The organism is Thermosporothrix sp. COM3 (genome assembly GCF_059696735.1).
Genome location: NZ_AP019376.1, coordinates 5,711,176 through 5,728,463, shown reverse-complemented (window position 1 = coordinate 5,728,463; position 17,288 = coordinate 5,711,176). Strand labels below are relative to the sequence as shown.

The window sequence follows — 17,288 nt, the reverse complement described above, 5'->3', positions numbered from 1 at the left end:
GAGAGGAGTATGACATCCTCCTCTCTTGCTATAAAGGAGGTAGCAAACATGCCACCACAGTTTATACGAATCGATCATGATAGGCCCTTTCTCGATATTATCAAGGAGAGCGCGAAACAATTTCACCCGTATCCCGAGAAGCTTGTAAAGCTGTTTGAAGAGATTGACAGAGCGCATTTCGTGCCAGAAGAGCTGAGCGACTTCTTGCCGTATGTTTACACAGATAGAGGTCGGGCGGGCTTGCTCAGTCAACCCTGGGTGATTTTCCGCATGTGTGCCTTGTTATTTCTTACAGGGAAGGAAACTGTCTTTGAAGGCGGCACCGGGACGGGGTATCAAACAGCCATCATGGCCCGCTTATGCAAGCACGTTTACTCGGTAGAGCGCGATCCCAAACGCGTCGAGTTTGCGAAGGATCGTCTGGCAAAACTCGGCATAGAGAATGTGACCATCATGCAGGGCGACGCCGCTGAAGGTCTGCCCCACTCTGCCCCCTTCGATCGGATGATTTTTGGTTGCGCCTTTTCTCAGGATCATGTGGAACAAGATCTTCTCGATCAGATGGCGGAGCAACAGTCTCGGCTCATCGCGCCTACTGGCCAGTATAGAGATGGGCGTGTATATGGGGATATTCTCAGGGTCGAGAAGAGGCGAGGAGAAGTCAAGCAGGAAGTGATCAACGCCTTTGCCAATACCCTTTACTTCGTACCGCTGGTTTCACCGCGCCCGGTCGGTTGGACCTGGCAGAAGGATCGCTATGTGCCCTCTAGCCAGGTGCACCAGCGCAAATGGTGGCAGTTCTGGCGCGTGTCGTAGAGCAACAAAAAAGAAAAGAGAGGGCTGCTCTGCCCTCTCCCCTTTTAATTTTTACAGCGCTCATTTAAAAATTGACGAAGATTTTCCACTTCGCTGGATGATAGCACGAATGTACATACTTTCTTAATATCTACAATCCCAACACTTCCATCAGAAAAATAAATAAATTCATATTCTTCGTCAGAATGATCAACGGTCTCATAAATGACGTCATTCATCTTGCACACCTGGCCTTCTAGAGGTTCATCCTCAATCAATGATGTACGCCTTCCAGTTAAACAAGCGAAAGAATTGTTATTTTAGTATAAGATTTAAAAAAGTCGTTCGCTTGTTCTGTTGTAAGCATTATAAGAGAGCGAACAGATGTTTGCAAGGTGTTCAAATGTTTCTTTCATATTCCCTACAAATCTTTATACAATTTTAACACATTAACAGTAGTTTGTTAGAAAGAACTACAATATACTAGTAATAAGAGAGCAAAGGGAAGCCAGAGCCAGACTCTGGAACTGCCCTGCTCCTTGCAAGGGGGGAGATGCAGCATCGCACTCCCCTCTTCCCACCTAGCACAATGATGCGAAATAGGCCATCTCGCAGGCTTCACACTGGTACTGAACCTCTTTTGTCAGACGGTAGATTTCCCGGCCATTTTCATCGTAGCGGCCAGTTTGTTCACAGATACCATACTCAGACGCCTGCTCCGCTGGAACAGTCTGCTTGCAAGTCATACACTGAACAAAATGAGACGAGCAGATTGCAAGTGTCATAATATGTCCTTCTTTCTTTGATCTGTAGGGACGGAGCTGGTTTGTCCAGCTCTTACCGCATGAACGAAAAGCCAGAGCTGGAAGAGAGTGGTGCACAACGTTGCCAATCGTTTGCAGGCGCTGACGGCGTATTTCCTATCTTCACGCCGTATGGGATTCTCGGAGAGACTCTTTCAGCCTGAGAGGATGGCGATAAAGGATCGGTGGTCTGCAGCAACGCTTTCAACTGAGAAATCTCGTCCTGAAGACGAGATACCTCCTCTTCAGAAAGTCCGCCTTCAATCAGAGAGCCCAACGCTAAATCATCTTCTATCTGCTGAATGCGCGTTTTGATTTGCGCTCTCTCATCCTGCTCGGAAGGTGCCGGTGCAGGAGTGGCTTGCGCTCTCTCATCTTGCTCAGTGACGACAGGCTGCATCGGGGGTTTGCAACCAGGGCGACCAAGCTTCACACGAAGCTCGCACATCTCTTTGACGGCGCGAATGTGCACGCATTCGCACGTCGCCGGGCAGGTGCAATGCCAGCGGCCATGTTCGTCGCATGTCACCTGATAGTATTTGGAGTTGTCGCGAGAGGGGGCAAGGTAGCCCAGGACTGCCCCTGTCGCCTTGTCATACACACGAATCAGTACGACAGGATGATAGGGCTTGCGGACGGCCTGCTTGCGAGATGTGCGGGTTGCGAGTGCTGTAGTCATCTGATAGAATCTCCTTTGTACAATTTTGTACCGCGTCGATCTGCTGTCCGGTTTGGCGATTGGGAGCAGGCGACGCGCTTTTTTATTTTCTGTGAGGTTATATCCTCGTTGAGAGTAGTATATAACACCTCTCTACACTTGTCAATAAAAATCCACAATAATTTATTTTCATCAAAATTATTTGACAGTTTTATAGATGGTATTATAAAATGTTAATGGACCTTCAATGAGGTTCCAATGACATTTCAAAGACGAACCAAGAAAAAAAGGGGAGAGATGGCAGCACAAAATTATATTCCTCTTGAAGAGGTTGCAAATCAGCTTCAGGTAACACGTGCGACCGTATACTACTACATAAAAGTGCTTAAACTGGAAAAACGTAGGTTTCCGTTAGACAGACGAGCTTATCTAGCAGCACAAGATGTTGAGCGCATTAAGAAGCTGAAAGAAGATGCAGCAAGGCGAAGTAGCAACTGAGTAGAGAAAAAAAATCAGAAGAAGAAGAGGCCGCTTAGCCCAGGTGTCCAGTGCTCCGCAAGCCTGAGAAACTAGCTCCACTGGACACCCAAGAAAGTACAGATTCAGTATACCACAATCTGTACTTTCTGCGATTCTTCAATTCTGTCGTTTGTACGCAAGTTCGTATGTTAACTCAACAAGATGAAAGGAAGAGTACAGGTGCATTCTACACCATCTATACACACATCGTCATCACCCTTCGATCAGATTCGCCGTGTTGAGAACGAGCACGAATATTGGAGTGCTCGCGATCTTCAGGGACTTCTGGGATATACAGCATGGCACAATTTTGAAGATGCCATTGAACGGGCGAAGCTCGCTTGTCAGAACAGTGGTCACAAAACTGAAGAACATTTTAACGGCGTCGTTAAAACATCCCCTATGCCCAATGGCGGCTTTAAAACAATACAAGACTACCATCTATCTCGCTACGCCTGCTATCTGGTAGCCGTGAACGGCGATCCTCGCAAAAAAGAGATTGCAGCAGCTCAAACCTACTTCGCCATGAAGCCCAGAGAAGCGAAAATGAGTCAGGCACAGAAAATCGACCAACCGCAGACCCGGACCCCCTTGCAAGGGCTACGCGACCTCTTGCCAGTTCCCTACATTGAGGCTCTCAAGCAGGTGCTACGCGCCGCTGAACACTACAAGCGAACCGTTGAAAGCGTGCTCACTCCGCAGAGCCAGCGGGAAAAACAGCCGCCAGCTCCGACACTGCTCCTGGAAGAGCCGAATCCTGAGCACATTCAGCGTGAAAACCTGCGCCACCTGGAGCGCGTGGAGACTCTGACAGTCAACACTCTTCGTACTTCCTGCATGAAGCACTACGACACTGCAGCGCTCCAGGCACAGCTTGAAGTGCTACTCAAGCACGGCAAAATCTCATAGTTCCAGACCAGCCACAGCACAAAGTATCAGCGCATATAAACAGCAAGGAAGATGAAAGATGAATCGCAAGGACATTGAAAAGCTGCTCAAGGAACTCGACAAAGAGCTATGCAAACAGCAACTTACGTCACGCGTTCAAATCATGATCGTTGGCGGTGCGTACATGCTGACCCAGATCCGCAACCGCGAAGCGACCAACGATGTCGATGTTGTCTTTCTGCATATTGAGGATCGCCAGATATTTAAGCAGTCCGTTGTTTCCATTGCCAGGAAACAGCAGCTCCCTGTTACCTGGCTTAACGATCTGGTTGATGATTTCCTCACCGAGCTTGGCCTTCCCGGGAAGTATGTCCCCTGGAAAAGGTTCAAATGCCTGGAAGTCTATGTGCCACCAAAGGAGTACATACTTGCACTGAAGCTGCTAGCAGGAAGACAAAAAGATCTACCAGACATTGACGCCCTGGCAAAGCAACTCAAAATACGAACACGCAAGCAAGCGCAACAGCTTCTGGATCGCCACTTCTCGCGACGAGTACAGCAGATCTACGAAGTCAGAAATACGCTGGAATTCTGCTTCCCGCAGTAAGTTTTCCCCTTCCTCCTCATATCGTATAATGGGTATAAGGAGGGAACGTCTATGAACTATCAGAAGCAAACCATGAAACGAGCCTTTGCAGAGATTTGTCAGGGCGTTGATCCCTGGATCGCTCTCGGAAACTTCATGAACGAATGGTTCGTCTACTCCGTTGATGATCGCTCTCAGCTTGTCTCTGAACCAATTCACCTGCCAGAGCAGGCGACCCCTTCACAGCTCCAGTGGGCCGCCTTTTGCGCCGCATCGGTTGAGTACCTCTGCCAGAAATACAACGTTCCCTGCCCGTCCTGGCCGCAAACTCTCAACTTCAAGCTCCCTATTCCCTGGTATTACCCTGCCAAAACTCAGTATCTGATAGAACGAACGCCAGAGCCGTTCCGACGCCGCAATATCTATTGCGGAGATAAAATGTTCAACAATAAGACCGAGATTCGTAGCCCTCTGGGCATTTGAGAAGATGCTTGATACCTACGGAGAATTTTGGTGGGTTGCCGCTGATGTGTGTCGAATTCTTGAGCTGGTGATCGAGCTCAAATAGTGTCAAGCCCCTGCGACGGTCAGCAGGGGCTTCTTTTTTGTTGCCAGAGCAGAGGGAAAAGTGTTGACGCTTCGGTTTTGTGTTGAATGGTGTTGAGGTTCCTCTTCAACGATTAAACTGGCTCTAGCAGGGAATTGAAGCCCTTTTGTTGACATGTTGACGTTGTTGACAATTAACTTTAAAAAAAGACTTCTCTATAATATAAAATAAACTAATTTGTACTAACAACATAACGTAATAATAATATTATGTTATGTATTATTATTATTATTATTTGTACAGACAAGATAATGATTTAGAGAATTTTTTCTTGCGAAAAGAAAAGGAGAATTTTCTTTTCCACTATCAACAGTGTCAACATGTCAACAAATTCGGTTCAGGCTGCTTGTAGCGCTGGTTTACGTGTGGAAGGAGAGCTTCAACATCTCTTCAACATTCCCTGCTCTGTCAACATTTTCTTTCGCTCCCCTTTTTTAATCGCCTATTGTCAACAATGTCAACATGTCAACAACTGGCCTCTAGCAGGCTCCACAAGCCAGATGACGTGTTGCCCTCTCCTTCAACAGCGTGAATATGCCCGTCAACAATTCATCGGCAGTGAACTTCCTGCTGACGACTCAACATCTTAAGCTAATGAATGCTCTACGGCCCAAAATTTTGAAATTTTGGGGCATACAGAAGCTGAAAGCTCAATCTGGTAGTCTGGGGGGAAAAACAGGCAATTTTGGGGAAATTCCCTTTGAGGGATTGCACCAAAAAACAAGAAAACCCGCTGGCCTGACCACCCGCAGGTTTCTTGTTCTGTTTGTGGTTGTGTTCACTAACAACGAAAATCCTGCCCCGTTGAACGTAACGGGATAATCCTATTATATCATACTTACGTATGTTCGTACAGATGACAGTACTTCCTGCTTTCTACCAGCATCCTGCACAGCTTTCGCCATGCAGGGAATGCTTATTCGGCTGGCTCATCTGCCTCATCTGGCACATCTTCCAGAAGGTCACGCGTCTCCACGCCTAATGCCCTGGCAAGTTTTGTCAGGGTGTATGTGGTGACACCCTGGAAAGGATTCTTAAATATATTTCTTATGGTTGAATAAGGGACTTCACTTTCTATGTGCAGCCTCGTCATAGACATGTTTTTCTTCTTGGCAATTTCTTTCACTCGTAGTCGGGTTTTCATCATTTAGCTCCTTCATCCACACAACCTACAGAACTACAGAACTACAGAAACCAAAGAAACCCCCGAAAATTGTCTGTAGTTGTTGCTCCTGCACCCGATGATCTCGGTATTTTCAAGGTCATCAGCAAGGAAAGCAGACAATACAAAATCATCTGCTGACATACGCTCTACCGTCCCAAATTGGCCAAAATTCGGGCATACATTTGCAGGGGTGCACAGATTTATGCATCCCCGCAAAATATCGATGTTACGACGCCTTCAGGGGGCTCTTATACTCCCTCGCCATTCTTCTCGTCACCTGACACGCTCTCAACCAGCTCAGATATGTCCGTCTCCAGCACTTTCGCTATTCTCGCGAGCGTCTCCAGAGTGATATTGGTGTGCGGATTGTGGAAAATTCGCCTGATAATCGTGATATCGACCCCTGACTGTAGAAAAAGCTGCCTCTGACTCAGTCCCTTTTGCTGAGCGATTTCTTTGACTTTTAAACGAAATAGCATGCTGACTCCCCTGGTTCAACTATAGAGGAGTCTACCAAGCCACCTTGATTTAGAATAGCATGGTATTTTTCACGATGTTTGACAACATGATGTGGGTAATCGTATGTTTATAACCAGGATGATTAAAACCATTATGGTTCATAGGGTTGGAGGGAGCAATGACACAAAACAGCGAAGTTACACGTTTACTGGCTCAGATCAGCGAGGAATATGAAGCAGCTCAACGTGGACTGTCTGGCCTGGCGCAAGGCACATCTCAACACACATTCATTACAAAGCGAATGGAACAGATAGCAAATCTCCACAACCGTTTGAGGGAGCTGGTAGGAGAGAAGGCGATGGCTCTTATAGTGAAGCAGCTAGAAGGCCAGCATGAACAACGAAAAAATACACGTTGAGAGAGGAAACAAAAAAGCAAGGGAGCAAAGAAATCAACACAGGTAAACGATGTTATTTTTGCCTCATCATTACGTTTAAGTGAAAAGACGATATTCATTTGAATGTACATATTCATTGGAGGAACCTATGTATCAACATCCCTCATCACAAGAGCATTTTTCTCATGACTATCAAGCAGGATATACTTCACAACCGACATTCGCGCCACCGCAGCCAACCTATCCACAGCCATCCCAACAGCCCTACGCGCCACAACAACCGCTTCAACACCCCTATCCAGCGCCACAGCCATCTTATCCGCAACAGCCGTCCTATCCGATGCAGCAGCAGCCTCTGTATCCACAACAACAGGTGATGATGCCGCCTCAGCACATAGTGGTTCAGCCCCAGGTGCAAAACGTGGTAAACGTCGTCAATGTACAAAAAAAGAAGCTGCCTCTCCTCATCAGGCTTCTCTATTTCTGTGTCATTGGTTCATGGCTCGGAACGTCCTGGCTTCTCATTGCACTTATGGTCTGCGCTACCGTTGTGGGTTTTCCCGTTGGCGTCGTCATGCTGGCTCTGACACCAAAGATATACTTTCTGTAGCACCCCACGCGTGAAAGCGGAGCCTACCCCTTGCAAGGGAGAAACTACAGACGGGTTTCTGTAGTTTCTTCTTTTTTTCTGCACCTGTCTGTAGCTTCCATTGGCTTATAAAGCCAATGAAGTTGCAAAGTACAGAACTACAGAAATCAAAGAAGTCCCGAAAATGGTCTGTAGTTTCTCTTCCGTGCAAGGGGCACAGTACAGGATGTCCATACAACGCTATCTATTCTAAAATAGTTATTATTTTAAATAATAATATTATTATCATAATAATATTATTATGAATATAATTATGTCGTAAGTACAACAGTCTTGTTATGACAAGATATCCTATTAGAGAGGGCATTTGTACGGACAACATGAGGAATCTTCCAGGGAAGAGGGGCAACCCCTTGCACGGAGTAAAAACTACAGACGATTTTCAGGGGTTTCTTTAGTTTCTGTAGTCTGTAGTTTCTGTAGTTTTGTTCGTTTGGCTCTACAAGCCAGTGCAAGCTGCAGGTAAAGAGGAGAAACTACAGAATTTTGTTTGTAGGACCCCCTTGCACGGAAGAGAAACTACAGACAATTTTTGGGGGTTTCTTTGGTTTCTGTAGTTCTGCAGTTTCTGTAGATTGTGTGGATGACGTTGCTTGAGAAGCTTCATCAGAAAAGCCAAACCTCCATTTTTTTAGAATACTCTGGCAAAAAGTGCAGATTCTTTAAAGGCCCCCGCCAGGTATCGAAAACTGAGCCCAAATAACTTAAAGCGAAAAGTGCAGACTTTTTAAGGGAATAGTCTGTAGTATCTGTAGTCTTCAGTTTCTGCACATCTCTTCATCGGCTTTCCACCCTGCCTGGAGCAAATTTGTGGAACGCAAACTACAGACTCTGATCTACTCCTTGCCTTGCACGGCCTAAAATAGTATTGCAAAAGGGCACAATCAGTGCTCAATTAGAAAGATTGTGAGGTATTGCTTAAATGGCTAAAAATAAAAGAAACTTGCGTCAAATTTGATAAAACATGGTATACTTCCTTTTAGAAAACCAAGCCGGTGTAGCTCAGGGGTAGAGCAGCGGTTTTGTTTACGCTAAGACAACGGTTTTCAAAGAAGGAGCAACGGTTATGTTGACATTTTCAACACACCAAAAAAAGAAAAAGTGGCTTATCAAGCCACCTGGAATCAAAGAGCCGGTGAAGGGATTCGAACCCCCGGCCGGCGGTTTACAAAACCGCTGCTCTACCCCTGAGCTACACCGGCTAGCCTTATCGGCAAGAAGGATTATACCAGCCTCTACCACACTCTGTCAACCCCTTTTCCGCACTTCTACCTTCACTCCTGGCTCAAAAGCGCTTTTCTTAGCATCGTCAATCAGTGCCACAAGTCTCGAAACGTTTTTTCGCTCTGTTACGTATTCTAAGAGAACTCTATTGTATGATGTAATGACATATATCACACGTATAGATACTTTACGCAAAAATATCACAATCAGCAATTAACTGAATTTCTATCTAAAAAAATATATCTTAAAGTCTCTACAAATGTAACGCTTTTTTTCTTTCTATGTGAGGGAGGGTTCATATGGTCCAGGCGTATCAACAACAAGAGAGCCCTGCGGCTCCATCTCAAAAAACCATTCTTGTCGTTGAAGATGATCGTAATATAGGCTTAATGCTAGTAGAGGTGCTGAGTCAGGAGACACCATATCAAACCCTGCTGGTTACGGATGGAAAGCAAGCTCTTAATGCATTTGCCCGCGTCAAACCAGATCTCTTTATTACGGATTACCTGTTACCGGAAATGAACGGACTTGAGCTGTATGACTGTCTGCAAGCGAGGGCCGAATTGAAGTGCCCTCCGACGATTCTTATGAGCTCACAAATGCCTCCCCTTGAGGAAGTAAAAAAGCGCGATCTTGTGCCTTTGACTAAGCCGTTCGATCTGGATGACTTTCTGAATACCGTTGAAGCCCTTATTCAATAACCATCCACAAGCGACCACTCAATCGCGCTTGTAATGTTGGACACCGAGAAACAGTGTCCAACACTATTTCAGTCCGATCAGCGCCCTCAATCCCCATCTGGTATACTCTACTACTCCCCCTCTACATATGGTTCATCCTGTCGCCGCAAAACTTCCGAAATTGGCTCTAGAAGCGTCAAAGCGATGTTATCCCAGAGCAAAAGGAAGTAGAGACTGCGCAGAAAGTTCTTGGCATTTGCCGCCTTTCTCCATGAGGAGACATCAGCTTTGCGCTGAACATAACAGGACTCAATCCACTGAAGCAGAAACTCCTGCTCTATCTGTTTCCCCAGGATCATATGATATGCCACCGTGGCCAGACGAACATCTTCCTCGTTGAACAGCGGCACTGGAAGCCTGCACAACATGCTTAAGGTGCGCAGAATATCCTTACGATCCTCAAGCTCTATATGCTGGTTTTGTGCACAGATGTCCAGCGCGTCAGCAAGATGCGCCATCGCATGGGCCCATCCTTTCCCCTCAACATAGCCTCGCCAGTCCCGTTCCTCTCGGGCATACCGCAGTAATGCGCTCTTTGTCTGCTTCACTGCCTTTGGCGAGAGGGCTGGCACCTTTGCATCGGTATAGAGAATGGCCGCGATAATAAGGTTAGAGAAGCTTCGCATAAAGACTGAATCAGTACCGGCCTCGCCAATGCGGAAAAACAGGTGTTCCTCGCTCAAAAGCAGCTTCAAAAGTTGTTCCAGTTGCTCTCCATTCAGCTTGTTCTGCGCGAGAATGCCACTGGCAAGGATCATATAGCTGAGTTCATCACGCAACTCTTCATCAGGTGATCCCAGGTTTTGAAGCAGAGCAATCGCAAACTCGAACGGATCCAGTTCATCAGGAATACTAAACTCTCGATTTGCAATAGAGCGTAAAAATTGTTTATCAGTAGCTTTTTCGACAACAGGCAACATAACAATAAACTCCCCTCTTCCTGTAGTGTGTCATTGCCATCGAAATAGAAATTGATGCCAGCGCCGAGGTACTACCACCTCGTTTGCCGCACCGATAGAGTGTTCACTACGTGGATATGCCTTCATAAATACTTTTTCAATAGATGGTCTTCCAGCCTCTACCCATAGTCGGATCTGCTGATCCAGAAGCTGAATCAGATTCCGCCCGTCGCCAAAGGAACGAATCACAATGCGATCAGGCTCAGTGCCTGGCTCATGAGCAGGCATACATACAAGCATACAGAACCCCTTGCCATCAAACAGACACGGAGCCATCAGAGCGCGTTCCCGCGTCATTCCCCAGTTCCCCTGTAAAGGCAGACGATGTCGCTGAAGAAAGGCCCCCTTTGCTAAGAGGAAGCCGATATGCGGTACCCGCACCATTAACCAGTGAAACAGGCCGCCATACAGGTCGAGAATCGAGACGGGTACAGATGGCAGGGTGTCCCGGCCCTTTTTGCGCAACAAGCGGCGGATCTGGCTGATATCGCTCTCTGTATCCACTCTAACACTCACCGTATTCGGTTCTATTTCCACATCCTGTACGGTATCTGCCAGCAGTCCCCTCAGCCCCATAAAGCCACATGGTCGTTGCACACATTGCACAAAATAGCCTTCTCGTTTCTCAAACACAACAGCCAGTTGTGGTCCATTCAGATCTAATGGGAGTTCCAGCTTGCCCCCGGGCTTCAATTGTTCATACCAGGCGGGCGCAATGTCCACTGATCCCACAGTCAAAACAATACGGTCATAAGGGGCAGCCTCCGCATAGCCAAAGAAGCCATCACGCTGCACCACCTGAACCTGTGGGAACCCGGCTGCCTGGATATGCTCCTGTGCCGTCTCCACAAGATCCTGATCAATGTCAACCGACACCACCCGCCCCTCTTCACCGACAAGATATGCCATCAGGGCCGCGTTATAGCCAGTACCTGCCCCTATCTCCAGCACACGCGCCCCCGGTTGGAGATCCAGCATTTCCAGCATGAGTGCCATGATGGCGGGCTGAGATGAAGAGCTTATCGCCTTTCCGTCCAGCATTCTGGTGACAATGGGTTGATCGCGGTACACCTCTTCAAGCGGCACATGCGGCAAGAACAGATGCCGAGGAATCGCCCGAAACGCCTCCTGCACGCGGGGCGAGGTAATCAACCCCTTATACACCAGCTCATCCACCAGCTTCTGCTGGAGTGCAGCGGCTCTTTGTTGTTCCTCCTGATCTCTTGCTTTGTCCATGCAATGGCTCCTTCCTCTCTTCTTTCGGGCTGTCCCTTGTAATGCCACTCCTTCTACACTTTACACGAATCACAGAATACTTCAGGACATTTCTTTCCTATTCCTATCTTACCCTACCTGCCAGTATCTGTCTGTGGCTTATTTCCCAATTTGAGGTGAATTGTGCTATTCCCGTAATTTATGGAGAAAATACAAGCGCCAGAGAATCGGTTCTGGCGCTTTCATTCTTCTAAGCGGGCAGCTCACGCCGATGCCAGTCGGTCAACTGCTGATAGGCGTGAACCATCCGCAAGATTGTTGCCTCCTCGAACGGCTTGCCAACGACCTGCATACCAATCGGGAGCCCGTCCTGCGTAAAGCCCGCCGGGAACGAGACAGCCGGCAGCCCTGTAATATTAAACGGCATGGTCAGACGCAACAGAGTATCAGCAGCATTGTTGACTTCGCCGTCAACAACCACCGTTTTCCCTTCGTGCTCCAGAGGAATCGGCGGAACAGGAATGGTCGGCAAGACAAATGCATGGATCTGGCGCAGGGCAGAACGCATACTCCCGCTCAGCGACCACTTCTCATGAAGCGCCTGTACATAATCAACCGCGCTGATCTGCGCCCCTTCCAGCAAGCGGGTGCGCACGGTCTCGCCATACTTCTCAAGCTGCTGCTCAAACCATCCCTGCTGCTTATGGGCAAGCGTCGCCTCTGGCTTCTGGATAGTACGATAGAGCGTTATGGTTGGTACCGGGACCTCGATCTCGATAACCTCAACACCGTTTTCTTCCAGCACCCGCAATGTAGCTTTCCAGGCAGCGCGAATCTCTGGATCAAGCGGGGCAACAAATGACTCCTGCACAACGCCTACCCGCAGCCCTTGCAGCGAAAGCGGACCACGCCCCTCAACACCCTTAATCAGGTTGGCCGTTGAACGTGAAGGCGCACTGGGCGGGCCAGAGACACTATTAGGGTCTCGTGGATCATACTTTGCGATCACATCGAATAACAGCGCACAGTCTTCTGCGCTATGCCCCATTGGCCCCACATGATCCAGCGACCAGCTTAACGGGATCACTCCGTAGCAACTGACCCGGCCATAGGTTGGCTTGAGACCAGTGATTCCACAGCAAGACGATGGCACCCGAATAGAGCCGCCGGTATCTGTACCAATCGCGCCCAAACACATGCCAGCAGCGACCGCAGCCGCAGAACCACCACTGGAACCGCCCGCCGAGCGCGAATGGTTCCACGGGTTACAGGTCGGCGCCGAGAACGGCCCATAGGCAAATTCAAAGTTTCGTGTCTTGCCAATGATAATAGCCCCGGCCTTACGCAACTGCTCTACAACCGCTGCATCTTCTGTGGCAACGTGATTCTCCAATATGGCAGACCCGGCAGTAGTTGGCACCCCCTTTACATGGATCAGGTCTTTAACCGCAATGGGAATACCCTGCAAGGGGCTACGATACAGCCCCGTCCGAAGCTCTTTTTCGGCCTGCTCCGCGTCCCGAAGCGCCTCCTCCTTCATCAGAGTGACAAAGGCCTGAATCTCGCCCTCAACCTGCTCTATCTGGGCAAATATTTCTTCAACCAGCTCTGTTGGCGTGATAATCCCGGCGCGTATCTCCTCGGCGGTTTCACGAATTGATGTATACGGCATAAGCGCAGTTTCTTTCCTCTCTTTACCGCAGACAGCGGCATTCTTGAACCAGTCAATGCGTCTATGGCCCCTATTGTATCAGGTTTCCCGACCTCCTGACTCGCGCTAGACCAGCCACTCGCTTTGGTAGGGTGTGAGCGAAAAAAGCGACTCGACCGGTACCCCCAGATAGGCACTTATTCGTAGCGCCAGAGCCAGACCGGGCGTCACTTTTTGGGTCTCAATAAACCCCAATTCACTGTAACGAAGGTCCAGCGCTTGCGCGAGCTCTTCGCGAGAAATTCCTTTCTCTTTCCGTACAGCTTCAATTCGGTTATACACCGGATGCTCTCGAAACGATGTCACGGACGCTCATCCTTTCACACAAATCCAGCACGCTGTTTGCATTCAGTATATGTCATCATATTGTGGGCAGACAAACAGCACAAAAAAAGAGCGCTCCCATCAGGAGGAGGAGCGCCCACGCGGAAGGATCATTAGTAGACCAGGATACACGTATTTATATCCGTAAACTCATAAATCCAGCTCATCTCAGCAACCGGGAAGTTGATACACCCATGTGAGCCGGTACTGGCCGACTCGTTGCCGCTTGAGTCAACATGCGGGAACTGAGTTCCCGGACCATAATCCAGCCGCCAATCACTATCATGCAGGTAATACTCAGGATAACAATAGCGCACTGTATAGTTGAGGTGTGTCGGCGGATAGGCCATCGGGCTTCCCGGAGGAGCACTTGAGGTGAAGAGATCAGGAGATTTCTTGGTCAAGACGTGCCATTTGCCCGGGACAGCCGGGAATTCAGGCCGCCCGGTCGTGGTATACATGGCCTTCTTCAGCACGCCATTCTCATACGCCCGCATCACCTGCTCGGCCAGGGAAACCACAATCACGCGCTCGTTCATTTTGCCGTACCGCTTCATCATCTGCAAATCAACCTCATGCGGCTGATCATAGGGTGTAGTATCTTTGCGGTTCTGCTTCATATACTGGAAGTGTAGCTCGTACATATCCAGATCTTTGACCATCTGGCGGTAGGCCTCAAGTGTTACCTCGCCCTGCACAAAATACCAGATCCCATCCTGTAACGTCTTATTGCCCTCCAGACCCTGATTGATCTGCCAGACTGCGCCCTCCACGCCATATTCAAAGCCAAGCGCATACTTGATACCCGAGGAGGGATTCTGATAGTAGTTTTCTTTGCCCCATTGCTCGACCTCCTGTTGAAGCTGATCCCGACGCACGATAATTTCGGCCTGCAATGCAGGCATTTCGCAGTCATCCAGATGCTTCTTCAGTATGTTCAGCGCCTTCTGATACGCACTATCTGTCTTTGCGCTCTGTAGTGCCTGCCTGTCAGCCTCATACTGTTGCTTGTAGGTACTGTTATCCTTTTTCGCTTTTGTAAGCCATTCGAGGCGTTTCTGGAAGAGCGCAAGCTGTTCTTCTCCCTGCTTCGTTAAGCCGGGGCTAATTGTCGGCGTTGGGGTCGTTTTCGTCTCGGAAGGTGGCTGGTTCCCCTGAGCTCTTTCAGGGCTACAGGCACTCAATAACGCCAGCAGCGAGAGGTGTATCCCACCAACCAATGCTGCTCGTCGTGTATGCTTTCTGCCATTCATTTGCATTTTTTTCCAGATCATCTTTATAACATAATCCTTGCTTTAAAAAAGAGGAAAGAAAATAGTAACAGGCCCTCGATATGGAGTAACCTCTACAAAAGATATCGTGAAAAGTGGGAAAACATCACATTTTTTCAGATAATCGGGGAAGGTAAGGGAGAGCAATGCCAATTAAGACAAGTTTCCTGTTTGTCAGGAACAGCCTGCCAGGCTGATTTATGCATCAATGAGTAGCTTCCCTCTTGCAGAGTTTATTGACTCTGTGCTACTCTCTATCACGGATTTATCCTCGCTATTCATCAGGTAAAGGAGTGGTAACCGCACGGCACAAAAGCTCGCTCCACCTCTGAACACCCGGTTCAGAGGGCGAAACTCTTTCCTCTCTTTTTCGCATGCTGGGCCGCACTTCGGCACAGGCGGTTGTGAGCGTGTTGGAACACTGAAAAGGTGCCCTGAAAACCTGACGAATAGGCATCTAATATCTTTGACAATGCATAGTTTCTATCAAGAGGTATACAACTATGCCCTACGCAGTGGGGAAATTTTACGAGCAGGTCAGTGATTATGACCTGGAATATCAATCACAGTCAGAACAGGATGTGCCGTTCTGGCGGGAATTGCTACAGCGCCTTGCACCCAAACGCGTGCTTGAGCTGGCCTGTGGCAGTGGGAGGATCGGCCTGGAATTGCTCCAGGGTCCGGGTGATTTTTTGCTTGATGGGCTGGACCTTGAGCCTTCGATGCTTAAAGCCTATCGGCGCAAGCTTGCGTTACAGCCCATTGAGCTTCAGCAGCGCGTTGCACTCTATGAAGGCAACATGACCAGCTACCAGCTCCCTCGAAAGGGTTTCTACGACCTGATCTTTCTTCCCTTTAACTCTATCTGCCACCTCTTCGAGATTGAAGACCAGATAGCCACATTTAAAAACGCCTATGACCATCTTGCCCCCGGTGGCTACTTCGTGGTAGATACCCAGCTCCCCGACCTCGATTATCTGAGCAATGCCTTGAATAATCCCTCACACGTCTACCTGGAAGATGAGCTTGAAGATCCAAACGGCGAGTTCACCATGCATGTGTATACAACCCGACGGTATGACCCCAGTGAACAGCTTCAGCGCCTCTCCTGGGTCCATGAGAAATACTTTGAAACAGGAGAAAATGAACGCTATCTGACCAAGCTGGAGATGCATGTCTTCTTCCCGCGCGAGCTTCAATTGCTCTTCCTCAGTACGGGCTTTGCGATTGATGCCATTTATGGTGACTATACCTTTAAGCCCTTCGGCAAAGGAACGCGTCAGATTATCGTCGGACAAAAACCACACTGATTCTCCTGTCACGTTCTACGCTTTCGCGGTATCGGTGTCATCAGCCGGGCATCGGTACCGCTTCTACTTTAGAAGAGTACTTTCGGCATATATTTCCCGCGCTTCTATCCCCTGTCTTCTCTGCTGTTGTAGAATGCAGAGAACAGAACTGACAGAAGCCCACAGGTGGAAGTTGAAGGGAAAGGACTGCATGAACTCTATCGAAACTCTCGCATTCACTACGGAGCCAGAGGCATCGATACCTCCCACAGATACCCGGCTCTGGGTTCTGCTAGAAAAGGCAAAGAACCTCCCGTATGGGATCGCCAATCTCCCACACCCGGTACAACGCTGGCTAGCATCAGCGGCAACCGTTTCGCCCCACTGTCGGCTGCATCTTATCAGCCAACGGTTTCCACACCGCCACGGCCTGACCTGCTTTATCTGTATCTCACGTGAATGCCAGAGCCTGCTGTACCGCTTTCACTTTATCGCGTACGAGCATCTGACACGGCTTGATTTCGCCTCACTGCTGCTCGGTCACCCCTGCTATCGCTCTTTTCTCTCGCCAGCGCCGCTTTACCTCACCAACCTGACAACTGCTTCCCGGGCCTTCACACAGCTCTCCAGTCAGGCAGAAGTCTGGCAAATCACAGACCTGTCCATTCCCTGTATCATCTATCTGCCTGATGGCCTGCTCTATAGCCCCTCGCATCCAGACGATTACTGGCATATCTGGTCGGCCCATCAACATCAAAGGATTTATCTTCCCTGTTATAGGGGTCGCTCCTGCCATTCAGCGGCGACACAGAGGGCCGAAAACCTGTTACGCCAGATCAGCCAGAATGACTACATGCATGCATTTCAGCTTTACTATGAACAGGGTGATCGGCATATCGACTTCAGCGAGCCGCGCAAAGGGCTGCTTCATTGTCTCGATCTTGTCTTAGAGGGTACAACCCATCACCTGCGCGGCTATAGCCGTCAGTATCTTCCGAGGCTCTTGCAGAGAGAGTAAACAGGGGCGCT

At 48.7% G+C, this 17,288-nt stretch carries 21 protein-coding genes and 1 tRNA gene; 11 read left to right on the top strand and 11 right to left on the bottom strand.

What is annotated here, in order from left to right; translation table 11 throughout:
* The first annotated feature begins 48 nt into the window (after positions 1 to 48).
* A complete protein-coding gene (locus tag KTH_RS24320) occupies positions 49 to 816 on the top strand; it encodes a protein-L-isoaspartate O-methyltransferase family protein (RefSeq protein WP_497621508.1) in 768 nt (255 codons plus the stop codon).
* 44 nt (positions 817 to 860) lie between these two features.
* Here the strand turns inward: KTH_RS24320 and KTH_RS24315 are convergent, their stop codons facing one another.
* From KTH_RS24315 to KTH_RS24305, 3 genes are all read right to left on the bottom strand, one after another.
* Positions 861 to 1,034 carry a hypothetical protein gene (locus tag KTH_RS24315; protein WP_497621506.1) on the bottom strand — a complete coding sequence of 58 codons (174 nt, stop codon included), beginning with the start codon at positions 1,032 to 1,034 and terminating at the stop codon, positions 861 to 863.
* Positions 1,035 to 1,376: 342 nt separating this feature from the next.
* Positions 1,377 to 1,580, bottom strand: coding sequence for a hypothetical protein (locus KTH_RS24310; RefSeq protein WP_497621504.1), 204 nt, complete (start codon positions 1,578 to 1,580; stop codon positions 1,377 to 1,379).
* Positions 1,581 to 1,632: 52 nt separating this feature from the next.
* Positions 1,633 to 2,277, bottom strand: a complete 645-nt coding sequence (locus tag KTH_RS24305; protein WP_497621502.1) for a hypothetical protein — start codon at positions 2,275 to 2,277, stop codon at positions 1,633 to 1,635.
* 276 nt (positions 2,278 to 2,553) lie between these two features.
* Between KTH_RS24305 and KTH_RS24300 the strand changes: the two genes are divergently transcribed.
* From KTH_RS24300 to KTH_RS24280, 5 genes are all read left to right on the top strand, one after another.
* Positions 2,554 to 2,754 carry a MerR family transcriptional regulator gene (locus tag KTH_RS24300; RefSeq protein ID WP_497621500.1) on the top strand — a complete coding sequence of 67 codons (201 nt, stop codon included), beginning with the start codon at positions 2,554 to 2,556 and terminating at the stop codon, positions 2,752 to 2,754.
* Between the two features lie 201 nt (positions 2,755 to 2,955).
* Entirely contained in the window at positions 2,956 to 3,684 is a 729-nt protein-coding gene (locus KTH_RS24295; protein ID WP_497621499.1) for a BRO family protein, read from the top strand.
* A gap of 58 nt (positions 3,685 to 3,742) precedes the next feature.
* Complete coding sequence (locus KTH_RS24290) at positions 3,743 to 4,270, top strand: hypothetical protein (RefSeq protein ID WP_497621498.1); 528 nt, start codon at positions 3,743 to 3,745, stop codon at positions 4,268 to 4,270.
* Between the two features lie 51 nt (positions 4,271 to 4,321).
* A complete protein-coding gene (locus KTH_RS24285) occupies positions 4,322 to 4,732 on the top strand; it encodes a hypothetical protein (protein WP_497621496.1) in 411 nt (136 codons plus the stop codon).
* Positions 4,733 to 5,176: 444 nt separating this feature from the next.
* Positions 5,177 to 5,446, top strand: coding sequence for a hypothetical protein (locus tag KTH_RS24280; protein WP_497621495.1), 270 nt, complete (start codon positions 5,177 to 5,179; stop codon positions 5,444 to 5,446).
* A gap of 326 nt (positions 5,447 to 5,772) precedes the next feature.
* Here KTH_RS24280 and KTH_RS24275 read toward each other — a convergent pair whose 3' ends face one another.
* Positions 5,773 to 6,003 carry a helix-turn-helix domain-containing protein gene (locus KTH_RS24275; RefSeq protein ID WP_497621494.1) on the bottom strand — a complete coding sequence of 77 codons (231 nt, stop codon included), beginning with the start codon at positions 6,001 to 6,003 and terminating at the stop codon, positions 5,773 to 5,775.
* A 266-nt stretch (positions 6,004 to 6,269) separates the two neighbouring features.
* Positions 6,270 to 6,500, bottom strand: coding sequence for a helix-turn-helix domain-containing protein (locus KTH_RS24270; RefSeq protein ID WP_111325496.1), 231 nt, complete (start codon positions 6,498 to 6,500; stop codon positions 6,270 to 6,272).
* Between the two features lie 158 nt (positions 6,501 to 6,658).
* On the opposite strand from KTH_RS24270, the gene KTH_RS24265 reads away from it, so the two are divergent.
* Both KTH_RS24265 and KTH_RS24260 read left to right on the top strand, forming a co-directional pair.
* Positions 6,659 to 6,898 carry a hypothetical protein gene (locus KTH_RS24265; protein ID WP_497621493.1) on the top strand — a complete coding sequence of 80 codons (240 nt, stop codon included), beginning with the start codon at positions 6,659 to 6,661 and terminating at the stop codon, positions 6,896 to 6,898.
* A gap of 127 nt (positions 6,899 to 7,025) precedes the next feature.
* Positions 7,026 to 7,487, top strand: coding sequence for a hypothetical protein (locus KTH_RS24260; RefSeq protein ID WP_497621492.1), 462 nt, complete (start codon positions 7,026 to 7,028; stop codon positions 7,485 to 7,487).
* A gap of 1,169 nt (positions 7,488 to 8,656) precedes the next feature.
* Here the strand turns inward: KTH_RS24260 and KTH_RS24255 are convergent.
* Positions 8,657 to 8,728, bottom strand: a tRNA-Thr gene (locus tag KTH_RS24255).
* 321 nt (positions 8,729 to 9,049) lie between these two features.
* Between KTH_RS24255 and KTH_RS24250 the strand changes: the two genes are divergently transcribed.
* Positions 9,050 to 9,451, top strand: a complete 402-nt coding sequence (locus KTH_RS24250; protein WP_246046340.1) for a response regulator — start codon at positions 9,050 to 9,052, stop codon at positions 9,449 to 9,451.
* Between the two features lie 110 nt (positions 9,452 to 9,561).
* Here the strand turns inward: KTH_RS24250 and KTH_RS24245 are convergent, their stop codons facing one another.
* The 5 genes from KTH_RS24245 to KTH_RS24225 all read right to left on the bottom strand — a co-directional run bounded on the left by KTH_RS24245 (position 9,562) and on the right by KTH_RS24225 (position 14,973).
* Complete coding sequence (locus KTH_RS24245) at positions 9,562 to 10,410, bottom strand: DUF2785 domain-containing protein (RefSeq protein ID WP_497621491.1); 849 nt, start codon at positions 10,408 to 10,410, stop codon at positions 9,562 to 9,564.
* Positions 10,411 to 10,440: 30 nt separating this feature from the next.
* On the bottom strand, positions 10,441 to 11,685 hold the full coding sequence (locus tag KTH_RS24240; RefSeq protein ID WP_497621490.1) for a methyltransferase domain-containing protein: 1,245 nt from the start codon (positions 11,683 to 11,685) through the stop codon (positions 10,441 to 10,443).
* Positions 11,686 to 11,914: 229 nt separating this feature from the next.
* Entirely contained in the window at positions 11,915 to 13,336 is a 1,422-nt protein-coding gene (locus tag KTH_RS24235) for an amidase (RefSeq protein WP_497621489.1), read from the bottom strand.
* Positions 13,337 to 13,441: 105 nt separating this feature from the next.
* The gene (locus tag KTH_RS24230) at positions 13,442 to 13,681 is read right to left on the bottom strand and encodes a helix-turn-helix transcriptional regulator (protein ID WP_111325489.1); all 240 of its coding nucleotides are present in this window, start codon (positions 13,679 to 13,681) and stop codon (positions 13,442 to 13,444) included.
* Between the two features lie 131 nt (positions 13,682 to 13,812).
* The gene (locus KTH_RS24225; RefSeq protein ID WP_497621488.1) at positions 13,813 to 14,973 is read right to left on the bottom strand and encodes a L,D-transpeptidase; all 1,161 of its coding nucleotides are present in this window, start codon (positions 14,971 to 14,973) and stop codon (positions 13,813 to 13,815) included.
* A 500-nt stretch (positions 14,974 to 15,473) separates the two neighbouring features.
* Here KTH_RS24225 and KTH_RS24220 point away from each other — a divergent pair, with 500 nt between their 5' ends.
* The gene (locus KTH_RS24220; RefSeq protein ID WP_497621487.1) at positions 15,474 to 16,280 is read left to right on the top strand and encodes a class I SAM-dependent methyltransferase; all 807 of its coding nucleotides are present in this window, start codon (positions 15,474 to 15,476) and stop codon (positions 16,278 to 16,280) included.
* Positions 16,281 to 16,470: 190 nt separating this feature from the next.
* Positions 16,471 to 17,277 (top strand): hypothetical protein, encoded by an 807-nt coding sequence (locus tag KTH_RS24215; RefSeq protein WP_111325486.1) that lies wholly within the window; start codon positions 16,471 to 16,473, stop codon positions 17,275 to 17,277.
* Positions 17,278 to 17,288 lie beyond the last annotated feature (11 nt).

Bases quoted from the DNA above. Each gene is read 5' to 3' on its own strand.
- KTH_RS24320 (WP_497621508.1), top strand. From the start codon at position 49: ATGCCACCACAGTTTATACGAATCGATCATGATAGGCCCTTTCTCGAT.
- KTH_RS24315 (WP_497621506.1), bottom strand. From the start codon at position 1,034: ATGAATGACGTCATTTATGAGACCGTTGATCATTCTGACGAAGAATAT.
- KTH_RS24310 (WP_497621504.1), bottom strand. From the start codon at position 1,580: ATGACACTTGCAATCTGCTCGTCTCATTTTGTTCAGTGTATGACTTGC.
- KTH_RS24305 (WP_497621502.1), bottom strand. From the start codon at position 2,277: ATGACTACAGCACTCGCAACCCGCACATCTCGCAAGCAGGCCGTCCGC.
- KTH_RS24300 (WP_497621500.1), top strand. From the start codon at position 2,554: ATGGCAGCACAAAATTATATTCCTCTTGAAGAGGTTGCAAATCAGCTT.
- KTH_RS24290 (WP_497621498.1), top strand. From the start codon at position 3,743: ATGAATCGCAAGGACATTGAAAAGCTGCTCAAGGAACTCGACAAAGAG.
- KTH_RS24285 (WP_497621496.1), top strand. From the start codon at position 4,322: ATGAACTATCAGAAGCAAACCATGAAACGAGCCTTTGCAGAGATTTGT.
- KTH_RS24280 (WP_497621495.1), top strand. From the start codon at position 5,177: ATGTCAACAAATTCGGTTCAGGCTGCTTGTAGCGCTGGTTTACGTGTG.
- KTH_RS24275 (WP_497621494.1), bottom strand. From the start codon at position 6,003: ATGATGAAAACCCGACTACGAGTGAAAGAAATTGCCAAGAAGAAAAAC.
- KTH_RS24270 (WP_111325496.1), bottom strand. From the start codon at position 6,500: ATGCTATTTCGTTTAAAAGTCAAAGAAATCGCTCAGCAAAAGGGACTG.
- KTH_RS24265 (WP_497621493.1), top strand. From the start codon at position 6,659: ATGACACAAAACAGCGAAGTTACACGTTTACTGGCTCAGATCAGCGAG.
- KTH_RS24260 (WP_497621492.1), top strand. From the start codon at position 7,026: ATGTATCAACATCCCTCATCACAAGAGCATTTTTCTCATGACTATCAA.
- KTH_RS24250 (WP_246046340.1), top strand. From the start codon at position 9,050: ATGGTCCAGGCGTATCAACAACAAGAGAGCCCTGCGGCTCCATCTCAA.
- KTH_RS24245 (WP_497621491.1), bottom strand. From the start codon at position 10,410: ATGTTGCCTGTTGTCGAAAAAGCTACTGATAAACAATTTTTACGCTCT.
- KTH_RS24240 (WP_497621490.1), bottom strand. From the start codon at position 11,685: ATGGACAAAGCAAGAGATCAGGAGGAACAACAAAGAGCCGCTGCACTC.
- KTH_RS24235 (WP_497621489.1), bottom strand. From the start codon at position 13,336: ATGCCGTATACATCAATTCGTGAAACCGCCGAGGAGATACGCGCCGGG.
- KTH_RS24225 (WP_497621488.1), bottom strand. From the start codon at position 14,973: ATGATCTGGAAAAAAATGCAAATGAATGGCAGAAAGCATACACGACGA.
- KTH_RS24220 (WP_497621487.1), top strand. From the start codon at position 15,474: ATGCCCTACGCAGTGGGGAAATTTTACGAGCAGGTCAGTGATTATGAC.
- KTH_RS24215 (WP_111325486.1), top strand. From the start codon at position 16,471: ATGAACTCTATCGAAACTCTCGCATTCACTACGGAGCCAGAGGCATCG.